Annotated in this window: 14 protein-coding genes; 5 read left to right on the forward strand and 9 right to left on the reverse strand. The window is 68.7% G+C overall.

What is annotated here, in order from left to right:
- Window positions 1–23: 23 nt before the first annotated feature.
- From F4553_RS18830 to F4553_RS18840, 3 genes are read right to left on the reverse strand one after another with little or no spacing between them, the layout of a single operon-like run.
- Entirely contained in the window at window positions 24–878 is an 855-nt protein-coding gene (locus F4553_RS18830) for a sugar ABC transporter permease (RefSeq protein WP_184837822.1), read from the reverse strand.
- Complete coding sequence (locus F4553_RS18835) at window positions 875–2,479, reverse strand: ABC transporter permease subunit (RefSeq protein ID WP_184837824.1); 1,605 nt, start codon at window positions 2,477–2,479, stop codon at window positions 875–877. Before F4553_RS18835 ends, F4553_RS18830 begins: the two co-directional genes overlap by 4 nt.
- 13 nt (window positions 2,480–2,492) lie before the next feature.
- Complete coding sequence (locus tag F4553_RS18840; protein WP_184837826.1) at window positions 2,493–3,743, reverse strand: sugar ABC transporter substrate-binding protein; 1,251 nt, start codon at window positions 3,741–3,743, stop codon at window positions 2,493–2,495.
- 255 nt (window positions 3,744–3,998) lie between these two features.
- Between F4553_RS18840 and F4553_RS18845 the strand changes: the two genes are divergently transcribed.
- The 3 genes from F4553_RS18845 (at window position 3,999) to F4553_RS18855 (ending at window position 8,392) form a co-directional block, all read left to right on the forward strand.
- Entirely contained in the window at window positions 3,999–5,018 is a 1,020-nt protein-coding gene (locus F4553_RS18845) for a LacI family DNA-binding transcriptional regulator (protein WP_184837828.1), read from the forward strand.
- Window positions 5,019–5,303: 285 nt separating this feature from the next.
- Window positions 5,304–6,737, forward strand: a complete 1,434-nt coding sequence (locus F4553_RS18850) for an alpha-amylase (RefSeq protein ID WP_184837830.1) — start codon at window positions 5,304–5,306, stop codon at window positions 6,735–6,737.
- Window positions 6,738–6,811: 74 nt separating this feature from the next.
- Window positions 6,812–8,392: a glycoside hydrolase family 13 protein gene (locus F4553_RS18855; protein ID WP_184840887.1), complete on the forward strand. Its 1,581-nt coding sequence runs from the start codon at window positions 6,812–6,814 to the stop codon at window positions 8,390–8,392.
- Here F4553_RS18855 and F4553_RS18860 read toward each other — a convergent pair.
- The 4 genes from F4553_RS18860 to F4553_RS18875 all read right to left on the reverse strand — a co-directional run bounded on the left by F4553_RS18860 (window position 8,384) and on the right by F4553_RS18875 (window position 12,227).
- Entirely contained in the window at window positions 8,384–9,346 is a 963-nt protein-coding gene (locus F4553_RS18860) for a YihY/virulence factor BrkB family protein (RefSeq protein ID WP_184837832.1), read from the reverse strand. The genes F4553_RS18855 and F4553_RS18860 overlap by 9 nt on opposite strands.
- A gap of 131 nt (window positions 9,347–9,477) precedes the next feature.
- Window positions 9,478–10,032 (reverse strand): 2'-5' RNA ligase family protein, encoded by a 555-nt coding sequence (locus tag F4553_RS18865; protein ID WP_184837834.1) that lies wholly within the window; start codon window positions 10,030–10,032, stop codon window positions 9,478–9,480.
- Between the two features lie 151 nt (window positions 10,033–10,183).
- On the reverse strand, window positions 10,184–11,212 hold the full coding sequence (trpS, locus tag F4553_RS18870; RefSeq protein WP_184837836.1) for a tryptophan--tRNA ligase: 1,029 nt from the start codon (window positions 11,210–11,212) through the stop codon (window positions 10,184–10,186).
- 19 nt (window positions 11,213–11,231) lie between these two features.
- A complete protein-coding gene (locus tag F4553_RS18875; protein WP_184837838.1) occupies window positions 11,232–12,227 on the reverse strand; it encodes a hemolysin family protein in 996 nt (331 codons plus the stop codon).
- Window positions 12,228–12,335: 108 nt separating this feature from the next.
- On the opposite strand from F4553_RS18875, the gene galE reads away from it, so the two are divergent.
- Both galE and galK read left to right on the forward strand, forming a co-directional pair.
- Entirely contained in the window at window positions 12,336–13,310 is a 975-nt protein-coding gene (gene galE / locus F4553_RS18880; protein ID WP_184837840.1) for a UDP-glucose 4-epimerase GalE, read from the forward strand.
- Window positions 13,311–13,320: 10 nt separating this feature from the next.
- Window positions 13,321–14,448 (forward strand): galactokinase, encoded by a 1,128-nt coding sequence (gene galK / locus F4553_RS18885; protein WP_184837842.1) that lies wholly within the window; start codon window positions 13,321–13,323, stop codon window positions 14,446–14,448.
- Window positions 14,449–14,805: 357 nt separating this feature from the next.
- On the opposite strand, the gene F4553_RS18890 is transcribed toward galK, so the two are convergent.
- The gene (locus F4553_RS18890; RefSeq protein WP_184837844.1) at window positions 14,806–16,080 is read right to left on the reverse strand and encodes a sulfate adenylyltransferase subunit 1; all 1,275 of its coding nucleotides are present in this window, start codon (window positions 16,078–16,080) and stop codon (window positions 14,806–14,808) included.
- On the reverse strand, window positions 16,080–16,994 hold the full coding sequence (cysD, locus tag F4553_RS18895; RefSeq protein WP_184837846.1) for a sulfate adenylyltransferase subunit CysD: 915 nt from the start codon (window positions 16,992–16,994) through the stop codon (window positions 16,080–16,082). The genes F4553_RS18890 and cysD overlap by 1 nt, the downstream gene beginning before the upstream one ends.
- Window positions 16,995–16,997: the final 3 nt, after the last annotated feature.

Here is a 16,997-nt window from a genome sequence, read left to right on the forward strand (position 1 = left end):
TGGTCTTGAGGGATAAACGGTGACTAGCCCTTGACGGCACCAGCCGTCAGGCCGTTGACGATGTATTTCTGCAGCCACAGGAAGACACCGACGGTCGGGACCGCCATCAGCAGCGTTCCGGCGGCGAACATGCCGAAGTTGCCGTTGCGGACGTCCCCGACGAGCATTCCGTACATCCCCACCGCGAGCGTCTTGGACTCGGGTTCGAGCAGGAAGACGTTGGCGATGAGGAACTCGTTCATCGTGCCGATGAAGGCGAGCATCGCGGTGACCGCGAGGATCGGCGCCACCAGCGGCAGGATGATGCGGAAGAAGATCTGGGCGTGCGTGGCGCCGTCCACCGTCGCCGATTCGTCGAGCTCCTTCGGCACCGTGTCGAGGAAGCCCTTCATCAGGTAGGTGTTGACCCCCAGCGCGCCGCCCAGGTAGAGCAGCAGCAGCCCCCACGGGGTGTTGAAGCCGAAGGCCGGGTAGAGCTCGGTCACATTGGTGAAGATGATGAAGATCGCCACGATCGCCAGGAACTGCGGGAACATCTGGATCAGCAGCAGCGCGAGCAGCCCGATCCGGCGGCCGGCGAAGCGCATCCGGCTGAAGGCGTAGGCGGCGCAGAAGCTGAGGAAGATGCTCGCGAAGGACGAGGCGAGCGAGATCACCAGCGAGTTGACGAACCAGCGCTGGTAATGCAGGTCCGGCCGGGTCAGCAGGTTCTCGAAGTTGTCGAGGCTGGCCCCGGTCGGAATCAGCTCCGAGCTGCTCAGGGTGCCGAGCGGATTGAGCGCGGCCGAGAGCACGAAGATGATCGGGAAGAGCGCGAACGCCACGGTGAGCAGCAGCACGAGGTGCCGCCAGCCCACCCGCTTGAGCCAGCGGATCATGAGTAGACCTCCTCCTGCGCCCGGGTCCGGCGGAACGCGACCACCGAGATCGTCGCCACGATCGCGAAGATGAAGACGGAGATCGCCGCGGCGAAGCCGAAGTCGGCCGTGCCCGTGTCGAAGCCCGCCACCCGGTAGGTGTAGCTGATCAGCAGATCCGTCGCGCCGACCGAGGCGTTGTCGATGGCATAGGGCCCGCCGTTGGTGACCAGCCGGATCGCGTTGAAGTTGTTGAAGTTGAACGCGAACGACGAGATCAGCAGCGGGGTCAGCGCCACCAGCAGCAGCGGCAGCGTCACCCGCCGGAAGCCCTGCCACGGCGAGGCGCCGTCGACCGTGGACGCCTCGACGAGCTCCTTGGGGATCGCCTGCAGGGCGCCGGTCGTCACCAGGAACATGTAGGGGAAGCCGAGCCAGAGGTTCATCAGGATCAGGGCGAAGCGAGCCGTGTTGGGCTGCCCGATCCAGTCGATGTCGGTGCCGAGGAGCCGGTTGATCAGCCCGAAGTCGGTGTTGAACATGTCCCGCCAGACCAGCAGCATCGCGAAGGCCGGCATGGCATAGGGCAGCACCAGGAAGGTGCGGTAGGTCTTCTTGCCGCGGACCCGGGGCGAGTGCAGCGCGAGCGCCACGATCATGCCGAGGACGAAGGTCGTCAGCACCGAGGCGAGGGCGAAGACCACGTTCCAGACGAAGACGGCGAGGAAGTGCGCCGAGATCGTGTTGTTGGTGAAGACCCGGGTGAAGTTGGCGAGACCGATGTTGACCTGCCAGCCCTGCGCGAGCGCCTGGCCGTTGTCGTCGACGAACGACCCGATGTCGGCGTCGGCGACCCACTTCTGGCCGGTCTCGGCATCGGTCACGCAGTCGCAGTCCGCGCGGTAGCGCTTGGAGGTCTTGCCCTCGAAGGCGCGGCTCAGGCCGTTGGCCTTGATCGCGCCACCCTCGGTGGGTACGACGAGGTCGGAGATCTCCTTGCCCCGCTCGGCTGCCGTGGCGCCGTTGAGCACCTCGAAGCCGGGTGCGGCGAGCACCTTCCCGGTGATGCCGAGCTCCGCACCGGTGACCTCGCTGAGCCCGTCGGCCGTACCGGCCTGGACGCTCTTGGTGGTCGGGTTCACCAGGAGGAAGACCAACTTCCCGTCGCGCAGCGCGATGGTGAGGTTGTACTCCGGCGAGCCCGCCACCTGGGTGACCGAGCCGGTCTGGATCGCGGTGATCGCGTCTTCCTTGGAGCCGCGGTGCCCGTCACCGAAGTTGGTGAAGGCGGTGCTGACGGTGAGGAGCACCGGCAGGATCTGGAACGCGATCAGGAAGATCGTCCCCGGGATCAGGTACTTCGCCGGGACGTGACGCGTGCTCAGGTAGGCGTAGGTGACGATGAGGGTGGCGACCCCGACGACACCGAGGGCGAGCCAGGACTCGCTCTCGATCAGCGGCGGCACGGCGTAGAGGGCGAGGGCCGCCACGATGCCGAGGACGACCACGCGGCCGACGAGGAAGCCGGTGGTGATCACCCGTGGCTGTGAGCTGCGGGGAGACAGCCCCGGGTCCGGGGAGCCGGAGCTCCCCGAACCCGTCACGCTTGGCTGCGTGGTCATTGACGTGGCAGCCCTACTTCTTGGCGATCGCGTCGACGATCGCCTTCGCCGCTGCCGCGGCTGCGGTGGCGGGGTCGCCGCCCTTGGTCACGGCCGCCTCGGCGTTGCCGAACGGGCCCCAGATCGCGGACATCTCGGGGATGGCCGGCATCGGGAAGCCGCCCTTGCCCGCCTCGAGGAACTTGCCGGCGTCCGGGTCGGTGCCCTTGACCTGGTCGAGCGCGGCGGTCAGCGCCGGCGGGCGCGGGTCGGCGTTGTAGAGGGCCAGGGCCACGTCCTTGTTGGTGACGTAGTTGGCGACGAACTCCTGCGCCAGCGCCTTGCTCTTGCCCTTGCTCGCGACGAAGAACGACTGCACGCCCACGAACGGGGTCGCCGCCTTGCCACCGGCGAAGCCGGGGACCGCCTGGATGTCGTACTTGATGTCGGTCTTCTTGATGTCGACGAGCGACCACGGGCCGGAGACGAGGAAGGCGCACTTCTTCGCCGCGAAGGTCGCGATGGCGTTGTCGTTGCTGATCGACGTCTTGAGCGCGGTCTCGCCCTTCTCACCGAGCTCCTTGAGCTTGGTCCAGGCGGCGACCGACTCGGCGGAGCCCACGGTCACGTTCTTCGGGTCCGGGTCGCCGGTGGCGGTGGTGCCGAAGAGCGAGCCGCCGGCGGCGGAGTAGATCGGGTAGATGTGGTAGGCGTCGCCCTGCTGGCCGATCGGCAAGCACATGATCTCGCTGACCTTCTTGGCGGCCTTGAGCTCCTTGCCGGCCTTGATCGCGTCGTCCAGGGTCGCCGGAGCGGTCGGGACGAGCTCGGTGTTGCGGATCAGCGCGACGTTCTCGATGGCGTAGGGGGCGCCGTAGGTCTGTCCGTTGAAGGAGACGGCCTTCAGCGCGATCTCCGGGAAGGACGCCTTCTGCGCGGCGGTGAGCTGCACCGGGTCGATGGCGCCGTTCTGCACCAGGTTGCCGATCCAGTCGTGCGCGCCGACCATGACGTCGGGGCCGCTGCCCTGCTGGGACGCGGTGAGGAAGGTCTGCTGCTGGTTCTCGCTGATCTCCTTGACCTCGACCGTGACGCCGTTCTCCTTGCCGAACTGGTCGGCGAAGGGCTTCAGCGCGGCGGTCCGCTTCTGGTCGGCCCAGATGACGAGCTTTCCGTTGCCCTTGTCCTTGCTGGGGGTGGCGGTCGGCTCATCGGTGGTGCCGCAGCCGGAGGCGGCGAGCGCCAGGCCCAGTACAGCAATCACACCCACAGTACGGATGCGCATTTTCGCTCCTGATGTCGTGGCCAAAACCGTGCCTGGCCGCGTTTAAATGGCCCTCTGCGAGAGCCTGGGGGAGGTATGTTCCCGGAAGTCCGATTCGCTTGCAGTCGGGGTTTCAGGGAGTTGTCGGTTGGCCGCTCTCGCGGGGCCCCGAGGGGTACGTTTGTGTTGCGGGCACGTTAGCAAGACTTTGCAAGTTGTGGAAGACCTTGCAGTTCGGAAGCAGCAAGATCTTGTTGATTCGGTTACCATGCGGCCATGCGTGCACGTCTGGCAGACATCGCCCAGCAGGCTGAAGTGAGTGAAGCCACCGTCTCCCGGGTCCTGAACGACCGACCCGGAGTCGCGGCCGAGACTCGCCAAGCCGTGCTGACGGCCCTTGATGTCCTCGGCTACGAACGCCCCACCAAGCTGCGCAAGAGAAGCGCCGGCCTGGTCGGGCTCGTCGTACCCGAGCTCGATAACCCGATCTTCCCGGCGTTCGCGCAGATCATCGAGTCCGCGCTGGCCCAGCAGGGCTACACCCCGGTGCTGTGTACGCAGACCCCCGGCGGCGTCAGCGAGGACGAGTATGTCGAGATGCTCCTCGATCGCCAGGTCGCGGGCATCGTCTTCGTCTCCGGCCTGCACGCGGACACCACGGCCGACCCCGAGCGCTATCGCAAGCTGCTCACCCGGCCGCTGCCGATCGTGCTCGTCAACGGCTACATGGAAGGCCTGGAAGCGCCCTTCATCTCCTGTGACGACCGGGCAGCCGGCGACGGTGCCGTCGCCCACCTGGTCGCGCTCGGGCACCGGCGGATCGGCCTGATCTCCGGCCCCGACCGCTACCTGCCCGTCCAGCGCAAGATCGCCGGTTACCGGGACGCGATGCGGCGCCTGCTCGGCCTCGGCGACACCGAGATCAACGACCTCATCTCGCTGACGCTCTTCGGCGTCGAGGGCGGCGAGGCTGCGGCGGGACGCCTGCTCGACAAGGGCGCCACCGCGATCGTCTGCGGCTCGGACCTGATGGCCCTCGGCGCGATCCGGGCCGCCCGGCAGCGCGGACTGAGCGTTCCGGAGCAGGTCAGCGTGGTCGGCTACGACGACTCGCCGCTGATCGCCTTCACCGATCCGCCGCTCACCACGATGCGCCAGCCGGTCCGGGCGATGGCCGTGGCAGCCGTTCGGGCCCTGGTCGACGAGATCCTGGGCCACGCCGCGCCCAACTCGGAGTATGTCTTCCGCCCCGAACTCGTCGTCCGCGCCTCCACCGCCACCGCCCCTGCCGTCTGAGGCCCCCCAAGATCGTCGCAACTCTTCAAGAGTTGTCGCTTCAGGCCGCCAGGCCTTAAGCACAACTCTTGAAGAGTTGCGACGATCTTGCACGTCAGACTGGCTCAGCGCCTTCGCGCACGTCAGGATGACCCGTTCTTAGCACCAACTCTTGAAGAGTTGCGTCATGTGGTGGGCAGGTTGCAATCTTGCTGAAACTTCCTGCTTGACTGTTGCAGCATTTGCGCGCCATCCTTCATGAGTCACCAGCAATCAAGTCGGTGGCGGGTGGAAGGGAGCAGCAGCGTGCGCAGGTCACTCGTGGGTGCCGGTTGCGCGCTGCTGCTCGTACTCACCGGCTGCACGGCGACCGGCGACGGCCCGGCGGCGGCCCCGCACTCCCCCTCGGCGCCCGCGCACCGAGAGAGCGATCCCACGGGCGTCATCGTGCACCTGTTCCAGTGGCCGTGGGCCGACGTGGCACGCGAGTGCCGCGAGACCCTCGGCCCGGCCGGGGTCGCCGCGGTGCAGATCTCCCCGCCGCAGGAGCACGTCGTCCTCGCCGACCAGGGATTTCCCTGGTGGCAGGATTACCAACCGGTCAGCTACGGCCTCACCAGCCGCCGCGGCGACCGGGCGGCGCTGGCGAAGATGGTCGAGACGTGCCATGCGGCCGGGGTCGAGATCTACGCTGATGCGGTAATCAATCACATGACCGCCCAGCTCTTCGGGGTCGGCACGGGCGGCACGAAGTTCAGCCGGACCGGCTACCCCGGCTATGACGGCGCGGCCGACTTCCACCACTGCGGCCACTCGATCGCGCAATGGTCGGACCGCTCCGAGGTGCAGAACTGCGATCTGCTCGACCTCGCCGACCTCGCCACCGAGCGGGCGCCGGTGCGCGAGCGGATCGCCGGATACCTCAACGACCTGCTCTCGATCGGCGTCGACGGGTTCCGCATCGACGCCGCCAAGCACATCCCGGCCGCCGACCTCGCCGCGATCACCGCGCAGCTCGACCGGCCGGCCGTCATCTACTCCGAGGTGCTCTTCGCCCTCGGCGACCCGATCCAGCCCGAGGAGTACCTCCCGTTCGGCGCCGTGCTGGAGCCCCGCTACGGACCCGACGTGACCCGCGCGCTGCGCTTCGGCGGCAGCCTCGGCGCGCTCGCCGAGCTCGGCGTCGCCTCGGACTCCCCCGCGCTCGACTTCAAGCCCAGCGCGCGGTCGGTCGTCTACATCGACAGCCACGACACGCAGCGTGGGACGAGCACGCTCACCTACGCCGACGGCGGCCTGCACGCGCTCGCGACCGAGTTCATGCTGGCCTGGCCCTATGGCACGCCGCTGGTGATGTCGAGCTTCGCCTTCACCGACTTCGACGCCTCCCCGCCGGCCCTGCCCGATGGCACGACCAGGCCCGTCGTCTGCGGTGGGTCGGCCTTCGTCTGCGAGCACCGCGCGGTGCTCCCGATGGTCGCCTTCCGCACCGCGACGGCGGGTGCTCCGGTCACCGAATGGTGGGCAACCGACGACCAGCTCGGCTTCGCCCGCGCGGGCAGGGGCTATTTTGCGCTCAACCGGGCCGCGGCGCCCGTCACGCGGGTGGTCCAGACCGGCCTGCCCGCGGGTCGATACCGCGACCTGCTCCACCCTGCCGCCGTGGTCACCGTGGACTCGGCCGGTACGGCGACACTGACCATTCCACCGGCCAGTGCGATCTCATTCATCAAGGCCTGAAGCAACTCCGAGAGGAACGACTAGTGACGACGACCGCGAGCCCGCAAGCTCACGTCATCGTGGAGAGTGACGCGATGGGGAACGACAACTGGTGGCGCGACGCGGTCGTGTACCAGATCTACCCCCGCAGCTTCGCCGACGCCAACGGTGATGGGACCGGTGACCTGCAGGGTGTCCGGCAGAAGCTCACGTACCTCAAGCGCCTCGGCGTGGACGCTCTCTGGCTGAGCCCCTTCTACAAGTCGCCGCTCGCCGACGGCGGCTACGACGTCTCGGACTACCGCGACGTGGATCCCCGCTTCGGCACCCTCTCCGACTTCGACGAGATGATCGCCGACGCCCACGAGCTGGGCATCCGGGTCATCGCGGACCTCGTACCCAACCACAGCTCCAGCGAGCACGTCTGGTTCCAGCAGGCGCTCGCCGCAGCTCCCGGCTCGGTCGAGCGGGCCCGCTACATGTTCCGCGCCGGGCAGGGCGAGCACGGCGAGCTGCCGCCGAACGACTGGGAGTCGATCTTCGGCGGCCCGGCCTGGACCCGGGTACCGGACGGCGAGTGGTACCTGCACCTCTTCGACCCCGAGCAGCCCGACTTCAACTGGGAGAACGAGGAGGTCCGGGCCGAGTTCCGCGACATCCTGCGCTTCTGGCTGGACCGGGGCGTGGACGGGTTCCGCATCGACGTGGCCCACGGCATGATCAAGGCGGCCGGCCTGCCCTCGGTCGGTCGAACCACCGACGACGGCGGCCGGCAGGTCGAGATGCTCGGCAACGAGGAGCTGCCCTACTTCGACCAGGACGGCGTGCACGACATCTACCGGGAGTGGCGGCCGATCCTCGACTCCTACCCCGGCGGGCGGATGGCGGTCGCCGAGGCGTGGGTCTCCTCGCCCGAGCGGCTCGCGCGGTATATCGGCCCCGACGAGCTGCAGCAGGCCTTCAACTTCGACTTCATGATGGCCGAGTGGGACGCGACGAGCTTCCGCACCATCATCGACAAGTCGCTCGCCGAGGCCGACCTGGTCGGCGCGCCGACGACCTGGGTGCTCTCCAATCACGACAAGCACCGGCACGTCACCCGCTACGGCGACGGTCCGCTGGGGCTGCGCCGGGCACGGGCCGCCACGCTGCTGATGCTCTCGCTGCCCGGCTCCGCATACCTATACAACGGTGAGGAGCTGGGGCTCAACGAGGTTCTCGACCTCCCCGACGAGCTCCGCGAGGACCCGTCCTTCCAGCGCACCGGCGAGAGTCGGGACGGGTGCCGCGTACCCCTGCCCTGGTCGGGTGACGCGGCGGGCGGGTTCGGATTCGGCCCGGCGGGGGCGACCAGCCCGTGGCTGCCGCAACCGGCGGGGTGGGCGGAGCTGACCGCCGAGGCCCAGGACCGCGACCCGGACTCGACGCTCAACCTCTACCGCGAGGCGCTGCGGCTGCGCCACCACCACCCGGCGCTGGGCGGCGGCGGCGTGGAGTGGCTGGAGACGGCGCCCGGCGTGCTCGCCTTCCGGCGCGAGCCCGGCCTCGTCGTCGTGGTCAACGTCAGCGGCGACCCGGTCAACCTGGCCGACTTCGGCGGCGAGGTGCTGATCGCCAGCTCCCCGCTCGCCGACGACGTGCTGCCGGTCGCCACCGCGGCCTGGCTGTCAGTGTGAGCGGGGTTTCTTGGCGCGCTCTGCCGGGCTCGCGCCGGCGCCGAATTTCGAACCCGCTGCCCTGATCTTCTCGGCCCGACGGGCCCTCGCATCGCTGTCCACTTCAGCGTGCTGGGGCTCGTCGGGCAGGTCAGGTTGCGGACCGGCCGCGAGATCGACGAATCGCCCCGCCGTGGAGGTGGCGGCGATCGCCGCTCCGAAGAGCACGAGCTGGTTGTAGAGGTAGAGGTAGACGAGCAGGCCCGCCGCCGTCGCCACCACGGCGTAGGCCGGGTTCGCCGTCGTCCGTCCCACGTAGAACCGACCCACCCAGTTGATGGCGGAGATCCCGAGCCCGACCAGCACCGCCGCGGGCAGCAGCCGCTTGGGCGAGATGTGCAGCCGGGGCAGGACCGTGAGCAGGGCGGCGGCGAAGGCGACGTTGACCAGGATGGTCGTGCCGCTCGTCGCGGCGGTCAGCCAGATCGACTTCGCGCCGCCGGAGATCCAGTCGAAGAGCGACGTGAGCAGGTCGCCGAGGACGAGCGAGACGCCGGTGACGATCGCGAGGCCCAGCAGCATGCCGAGGTCGACGATCCGGCGGATGAAGATGTTGCCCGGATGCTGTTCGAGCTGCCAGATCTCCCGCTGCGAGCTGCGCCACGCGTCCACCCAGCCCAGACCGGCGAGGATCAGACCGATGCCGCCGAAGATGGTGAGCGAGGTGGTCGAGGCCTGGAAGCTCTTGAAGGGCAGCTCCGGGAAGTGCTCGGTGAGGAAGTCGATCAAGGTGCTCTCGATGCTCGGCACCGCCCTGATCAGCACGCCGAAAGCGATCAGCGAGAGTGCGAACGCGGCGAAGAAGCCGTAATAGGCGATGGCCGCCGCGAGCCGGGCCCCGAGCACCTCGGAGTAGCGCTCCTTGGCCTGCCAGAAGTGGTCGAAGAGGCGGGAATGCTTCCGGAGCAGCGCCACCCCTCGCTCATAGCGCGAGATCGCCAGGGTCGCCGTGCGCTGAACCCGCTGGATAATGGCTACCAACCACCTTCGATAGTACGTGCGCCCACGACCCTATCGAAGCGGTGTCGAAGCCTGCTCGGGGAGCCCTAGGGCTCGGGCAGCTCGTAGTCGCGCTGCGGATGCCAGCGGGCGTTGGCCGAGCGCAGCTCGCCGGTGTGGGTGAAGAGCGTGAAGCCGCCCACCGGGAAGCGCGCCTCAAACGTCGCGAGCTGCTCGAAGATCCGGTCCAGCGCATCCGGCGGCACGTCCTGGGCCACCGTGACATGCGGATGGTAGGGGTAGGCGCGCGGCACGGTGAGCGCGTCGATCGCGCTGATCTCGCGGGCGAGGAGCTCGCACTCGCTGATCCCCGACGCGATCGCCACGAAGACGACCTCGGAGATCGGGCGGAAGGTGCCCGTCCCCCGCAGCAGCAGCTCGAAGGCGTGATGGTCGGCCGCGACGGCGGCGAGGTGCTCCTCGACCGCCGAGAGCTGGTCGGGATCGATCTCCGTCGGTCCGAGCAGGGTGACGTGTGCCGGAATCGTGGCGGCCTGCGGGTCTCCGCTCTCCGCCCGCGCTCGGGTGAGCTCGGGGCCCCACGGTGGTGGGACATCGAACGCCACGCCGATCCGGATCGTGCCTTCCTTGGAGTGCAGCATCGCCGCCCCCTTTCGGCACGGACTGTAGCCATCGCGGTCGCCCAGAGGAACGGTCCGTTCCTCCACCGATCATCACCCGTTCGCCTCCTGTGGGGCAGCCCCTCAGGGAAAACGGGTCATCGGGGCCAACCACCCAGCGGGTCGGGCCGGTCTAGTTGGTCCAGCCGCCGAGCGGCGGCAGGAATCCGACACGGTCATAGACCGAGGCCAGCGTCGCCGAGGCGACCTCGCGTGCCTTGGCCGCGCCGATGGCGAGCATCTTGTCCAGCTCCGCCGGATCGTCGAGGAAACGCTTCGTCTCCCGCTGGATCGGCGTCACGAACTCCACGACCACCTCGGCCAGGTCCTTCTTCAAATCACCGTAGCCCTTGCCCTCGTAAGCCTCAACCAGGGCGGGCACCGGGCGGCCGCTCAGCGCCGAGAAGATCGTGAGCAGGTTGCTGACCCCGGGCTTCTCGACCGGGTCGTAGATGATCTCGCGGCCGGTGTCGGTGACCGCGGACTTGACCTTCTTCGCCGAGCGCGGCGGCTCCTCCAGCAGCTCGATCAGGCCGGCCGGGCTCGACGACGACTTGGACATCTTCGAGGTCGGGTCCTGCAGGTCCAGGATCTTCGCCGTCTCCTTGACGATGTAGGGACGGGGCAGGGTGAAGGTCTGGCCGAACAGTCCGTTGAAGCGCCCGGCGAGATCGCGGGTCAGCTCCATGTGCTGGCGCTGGTCCTCGCCGACCGGCACCTCGTCGGCCTGGTAGAGCAGGATGTCGGCGGCCTGCAGGATCGGATAGGTGAACAGGCCCACGCTGGACCGGTCCGCACCCTGCTTCGCCGACTTGTCCTTGAACTGGACCATCCGGGACGCCTCGCCGAAGCCGGTCAGGCAGCTCAGGATCCACGCGAGCTGGGCGTGCTCCGGCACGTGCGACTGCACGAAGATCGTGCTGCGCTGCGGGTCGAGGCCGACCGCGAGCAGCTGGGCCAGGCTGACCCGGGTGCGCTCGCGCAGCGCCTTGGGCTCGTGCCCCCCGGTGATCGCGTGCAGGTCGACCACCATGTAGAACGCGTCGTGGGTGTCCTGCATCGTCACCCAGTTGCGCACCGCGCCCAGGAAGTTGCCCAGATGGTACGAGTCAGCCGTCGGCTGGATACCGGAGAGCACGCGAGGGCGGGAAGCGGTCGACATGGCAGATATTGTCGCAGGGTTACTCGGCGGGCTCCACCGCGGGCACGCTCCCGGCACTCCTGGGCGCGATCACCCCCGACGGCAGGCTCAGCGTCTCCTGCAGGACCAGCCCGCCCATCGCCGGCTGCTCCGCCTCCTCGACGACCCGCTCCTCCTCGGTCGGCTCGGGCGTGATCACGTGCAGGCCGACCCGGGCGACCCGGCGGCCGTCGAGGGCGAGGACCGTCAGAGCCACCTCGGCGTCCTCCACGTGAACGCAGTCGCCCACGGCGGGCAGGCGGCCCAGGGCGGCCATCAGATAGCCGCCGAGCGTCTCGTAGGGCCCCTCCGGCAGCTCGAACCCGGCCCGGTCGGCGAAGTCGGCGAGGTTGAGGCGGCCGTCCACCTCGGGCGGCAGCACTCCCTCGGCGGAGGCGGGCTCCGGCTCGTCGTCGTACTCGTCGTGGATCTCCCCGACGAGCTCCTCGATCAGGTCCTCGAGGGTGATGATGCCGGCCGTGCCACCGTACTCATCGATGACGACGGCGAGGTGGTGACCCTCGCGCCGCATCTCCGAGAGCGCGGCGAGGACCCGCTTGGTGCCGGGCAGGCGCTTGACGTCGCGGACCAGGCCCGCGACGGTCGGCGGCTGCTGAGCCCGCACGCTGTGATCGCCCAGCACCAGGTCGCGCAGGTGGACGAAGCCGATCACGTTGTCGTGGTCGCCGTCGATGACCGGGAAGCGCGAGTGCGACTCGGTCCGGGCTATCTCCACCGCCTCGGCCCCGCTCATCGCGAGGTCCAGGAAGACCACGTCGCGGCGAGGGATCATCACCTCGCGCACCATGGAGTGGTTGCTGTGAAGGACATCGTCGATGATGCGGCGCTCGTCCTTGTCGAGGTGCGTGTTGGCCGCGACGAGCGACCGCAACTGCGCCTCCGACAATCGCTCACGACCCACTGTCGGGTCGACATTCAGCAGGCGGGAAACCCACGCAGCGCTCACGTGGGCGGCTCGCGCCACCGCAGCCTTCATTCGGTCAGGTCTATGGTCACCGTCCGGCACGTCAGCCATGGTACGACGAACGGCTGATGTCGGGCACAAAGGTAGGCTGGCCGAAGTCGGAGACTCGAGGAGGCCAGTGTGAAGTTGCTCGTCACCGGGGGTGCCGGATATGTCGGAGCCGTCGTCACCAGACTGCTGATCGACGCCGGGCACGAGGTCGTCGTCATCGACGACCTGTCGCGCAACGATGCCGCACAGGTGCCCGACGGGGCGGAGCTCATCACCGAGCGCGTCCAGGACGTCGCGAAGATCCTCACCCCGCAGGCCCGCTTCGACGGCGTCTTCCACTTCGCCGGGCTCATCTCCGCGGGCGAGTCGATGGCCGAGCCGCTGCTGCACTGGGACAACAACACCCGCGCCTCGCTCGCCCTCCTCACCGCGATGCACGACGCCGACTGCCGCCGACTGATCTTCTCCTCCACCGCCGCGTGCTACGGCGAGCCGTCCGAGCTGCCGCTCACCGAGGGTGCGCAGACCAACCCGGTCAACACCTATGGCGCGACGAAGCTCGCCGTCGACCACGCCATCACCACCGTGACCCGGGCCAGCAAGCTCGGCGCGGTGAGCATGCGCTACTTCAACGTCGCGGGCGCGCACGTCAACGCCGACGGCTCCATGATCGGCGAGCGGCACGACCCGGAGACGCACCTGATCCCGCTCGCCCTCGATGTCGTGGCGGGCAAGCGGGCGGCGTTCCGGCTCTTCGGCGACGACTACCCGACGCCCGACGGCACCTGCATCCGCGACTACATCCACGTCACCGACCTCGCCGAGGCGCACCTCAACGCGCTCGACGGGTGCCTGCCGGGCGAGCACCGGATCTTCAACCTCGGCAGCGGGACGGGCTTCTCCAACCTGCAGGTCGTCGAGGCGATCCGCGAGGTGACCGGGCATCCGCTGCCGGTCGAGATCACGCCGCGGCGCCCCGGCGACCCAGCCGCCCTCTACGCCTCGTCGGACCGGGCGCGGACCGAGCTCGGCTGGACCCCCAGCCGGGAGTCGCTGCACCGCATCGTGGGCGACGCCTGGACCTTCTACCAGAGTCGCGGATAACGTAACCACCATGGAGCAACTCGTCCGCACATTTTTCAACACGTACGCTCATCAGCCCGACGGGATCTGGGCGGCTCCGGGCAGGGTCAACCTGATCGGCGAGCACACCGACTACAACGACGGTTTCGTGTTGCCCTTCGCCCTGCCCCACCGCACCATGGTGGCGGCGGCGCGGACCGATGAGCAGCGGTGGACGGTGCACTCCACGACCACCGGCGAGACCGTCACCTTCGGTCCGCCGAGCCTCGACGAGCGCGTTCCCGGCTGGGCGGCCTACGTCGCCGCAGTCGTCTGGGCGCTGCGCGACGCCGGCTACACGGTCCCCGGCGCTCTGATGGCACTCTCCTCCGACGTGCCGCAGGGCGCCGGGCTCTCCTCCTCCGCGGCGCTCGAGTGTGCCGTGCTCACCGCGCTCAACGACCTCGGCGAGCTCGACATCCCCGTCCATGAGCGGCCGAGCATCGCGCAGCGGGCTGAGAACGTCTATGTCGGCATGCCCTGCGGCATCATGGACCAGTCGGCCTCCGTGCTCTGCCGCGACGGCCACGCCCTCTTCATGGACTGCGCCGACCTCACCAGCGAGCAGATCCCCCTCGATCTGACCGCAGCCGGGCTCGCGATCCTCGTCATCGACACGCGCGCCCCGCACCGACTCGTCGACGGGGAGTACGCCGCCCGTCGCGCCGCCTGCGAAAAGGCCGCCAAGCTGCTCCGGCTCCCGTCGCTGCGCCACGCCACCCTCAGCGACCTGGTCCGCGTCGGCGACGAACTGCTGCGCCGCCGGGCCCGCCACGCGATCACCGAGAACCAGCGGGTGCTCGACACGATCGCGCTGCTCGGCGACGGCAAGCCCGAGGAGATCGGGCCGCTGATGACCGCATCGCACGCCTCGCTGCGCGACGACTTCGAGGTGACGGTGCCGGAGCTCGACACGGCGGTGGAGGCGGCGCTCGCGGCGGGTGCGCACGGTGCCCGGATGACCGGCGGCGGCTTCGGCGGCTGCGTGATCGCCCTGGTCCCGGCGAGCGCGACGGATCACGTCACGGCAGCGGTGGAGCACGCGTTCGCGGCGGCCGGTTTCGGTCCTCCGGCGACTTTCATCGCCGTCCCGTCCCCCGGCGCCGCCCGCATCGCCTGAGCGCTTGTCAGTCCGCGGGCCGACAAGGTGTGCGGGCGCCTTTGCACCCAGGCCGACGAGCAACTCCAGACGCCGAAAGCCGCAACTCTTCAAGAGTTGGTCCTAACGGGGCACGCCGTACCCCGGTGATCACACCGTTTTCCCCGAAGATGGGCAGATCATGGCGCTTGATCACACCGCTTTCCCGAAAGATGGTGTGATCACGTCGGTTTCCCCCGAAGCAGACGTGATCTTGGTCCGTGATGACGTCTGCTTCCCCGAATGTGACGTGATCTCCAGCGACACGCTCCGGAGGCACCCATGACACCAACTCTTCAAGAGTTGCGGCGATCTTGGGCGCGACGCGCGAGGGAGCGGCTAGACGATCATTCCGGCGGCTACCGTACGGTTGGTGGTCTCGTCGATGACGATGAATCCGCCGGTGGTGCGGTTGCGGCGGTACTCGTCGACGAGCAACGGCTGCGTCGTCCGGAAGCGCACCCGGCCGATCTCGTTGAGCCCCAGTTCCGTCGCCGTCTCGTCGCGGTGCAGCGAGTTGATGTCCAGGCGGTACTGCAGGCCCTTCACGATGGCGCGGACCGACCTCGTCGTGTGCTTGATGGAGTATTTCCCGCCCACGCGCAGCGGCGCGGACTCGTCCATCCAGCAGATCATCGCGTCGAGGTCCTGCGTCACGGTCGGCGCGTTCTGCGGGCGGCAGATCATGTCGCCGCGCGAGATGTCGATCTCGTCCTCCAGCCGGACCGTCACCGACATCGGGGGGAACGCCTCGTCGATGGGGCCGTCGGCGGTGTCGATCGCCGAGATCCTGCTGGTCATGCCGCTCGGCAGCACCAGCACCTCGTCGCCGGGCTTGAGGACACCGGAGGCGACCTGTCCGGCGTACCCCCGATAGTCCGTGACGTGCGACGACTGCGGGCGGATCACGTATTGGACCGGGAAGCGCACGTCGACCAGGTTGCGGTCGGAGGCGATGTGCACGTGCTCGAGGTGGTGCAGTAGCGACGGGCCCTCGTACCACGGCATGTTGTCGCTGCGCGACGCGATGTTGTCGCCGACCAGCGCGGAGATCGGGATGACCGTGAGGTCGGGGGCGTCGAGCTTCGCCGCGAAGCTGGTGAACTCGTCGGCGATCTTGTTGTAGACCTCCTGCGAGTAGTCGACGAGGTCCATCTTGTTGACGCAGAGGACCAGGTGCGGCACGCGCAGCAGCGAGCAGAGGAAGGCGTGCCGGCGGGACTGCTCGACCAGGCCCTTGCGGGCGTCGACCAGGATCAGCGCGAGATCCGCGGTGGAGGCGCCGGTGACCATGTTGCGCGTGTACTGGATGTGGCCCGGGGTGTCGCCGATGATGAACTTGCGCCGGGGCGTCGCGAAGTAGCGGTAGGCCACGTCGATCGTGATGCCCTGCTCGCGCTCGGCCCGCAGGCCGTCGGTGAGCAGCGCCAGGTTGGTGTATTCGTCCCCGCGCGCGGCGCTGACCGCCTCGACGGCGGCGAGCTGGTCGGTGAAGAGCGACTTGGTGTCATAGAGCAGCCGCCCGATCAGGGTCGACTTGCCGTCGTCCACCGAGCCGGCGGTCGCGAACCGCAGCAGATCCATCCGGGCCGGAGCCTCAACGGTCGACGTCATCAGAAATACCCCTCGCGCTTGCGGTCTTCCATCGCGGCCTCGCTGACCTTGTCGTCACCCCGGGTGGCGCCGCGCTCGGTGATCCGGGTCGAGGCCACCTCCTCGATGACCTTCTCGACGGTGTCGGCGTCGGACGCGACGGCGGCGGTCAGCGTGGCGTCACCGACCGTGCGGTAGCGGACGCGCTGCTTGCCGACGATCTCGCCGGGCTTGGCGTGGATGAACTCTCCCACGCCGAAGAGCATGCCGTCGCGGTCGACGACCTCGCGTTCGTGCGCGTAGTAGATCGACGGGAGCTCGAGCCGCTCGCGGGCGATGTAGTGCCAGACGTCCAGCTCGGTCCAGTTGGAGAGGGGGAAGACCCGGATCGACTCGCCGGGCGCGATGCGGGCGTTGTAGAGCGACCACAGCTCGGGGCGCTGGTTGCGCGGGTCCCACTGGCCGAACTCGTCGCGGAAGCTGAAGACGCGCTCCTTGGCGCGGGCCTTCTCCTCGTCGCGGCGGGCGCCGCCGAAGAGGGCGTCGAACTTGTACTTCTCGACGGCGTCCAGCAGCACGGGGGTCTGGATCCGGTTGCGCGATCCGTCGGGCGCCTCGCGGACCAGGCCGCGGGCGAGCGCCTCGGGCACGGAAGCCACGACGAGCTGCACACCCAGCTCCTCGACCCGGTGGTCACGGAACGCCATGACCTCGGGGAAGTTGTGACCCGTGTCGATGTGCATCACGGGGAAGGGGATCCGGGCCGGGGCGAAGGCCTTCTCGGCGAGGCGGAGCATGACGATGGAGTCCTTGCCACCGGAGAAGAGCAGCACAGGGCGCTCGAACTCGGCGGCGACCTCGCGCATCATGAAGATGCTCTCGGCTTCGAGAGCGTCCAGATGACTGACGCGGTAGGACGCAGCAGCCCCGCTCATATT

Source organism: Allocatelliglobosispora scoriae (assembly GCF_014204945.1).
Classification (GTDB): Bacteria; Actinomycetota; Actinomycetes; order Mycobacteriales; family Micromonosporaceae; genus Allocatelliglobosispora; species Allocatelliglobosispora scoriae.

Excerpts from the sequence above, each read along its gene's own strand:
- F4553_RS18830 (WP_184837822.1), bottom strand. The coding sequence starts at position 878 with ATGATCCGCTGGCTCAAGCGGGTGGGCTGGCGGCACCTCGTGCTGCTG.
- F4553_RS18835 (WP_184837824.1), bottom strand. The coding sequence starts at position 2,479 with ATGACCACGCAGCCAAGCGTGACGGGTTCGGGGAGCTCCGGCTCCCCG.
- F4553_RS18840 (WP_184837826.1), bottom strand. The coding sequence starts at position 3,743 with ATGCGCATCCGTACTGTGGGTGTGATTGCTGTACTGGGCCTGGCGCTC.
- F4553_RS18845 (WP_184837828.1), top strand. The coding sequence starts at position 3,999 with ATGCGTGCACGTCTGGCAGACATCGCCCAGCAGGCTGAAGTGAGTGAA.
- F4553_RS18855 (WP_184840887.1), top strand. The coding sequence starts at position 6,812 with ATGGGGAACGACAACTGGTGGCGCGACGCGGTCGTGTACCAGATCTAC.
- F4553_RS18865 (WP_184837834.1), bottom strand. The coding sequence starts at position 10,032 with ATGCTGCACTCCAAGGAAGGCACGATCCGGATCGGCGTGGCGTTCGAT.
- trpS (WP_184837836.1), bottom strand. The coding sequence starts at position 11,212 with ATGTCGACCGCTTCCCGCCCTCGCGTGCTCTCCGGTATCCAGCCGACG.
- F4553_RS18875 (WP_184837838.1), bottom strand. The coding sequence starts at position 12,227 with ATGAAGGCTGCGGTGGCGCGAGCCGCCCACGTGAGCGCTGCGTGGGTT.
- galK (WP_184837842.1), top strand. The coding sequence starts at position 13,321 with ATGGAGCAACTCGTCCGCACATTTTTCAACACGTACGCTCATCAGCCC.
- F4553_RS18890 (WP_184837844.1), bottom strand. The coding sequence starts at position 16,080 with ATGACGTCGACCGTTGAGGCTCCGGCCCGGATGGATCTGCTGCGGTTC.
- cysD (WP_184837846.1), bottom strand. The coding sequence starts at position 16,994 with ATGAGCGGGGCTGCTGCGTCCTACCGCGTCAGTCATCTGGACGCTCTC.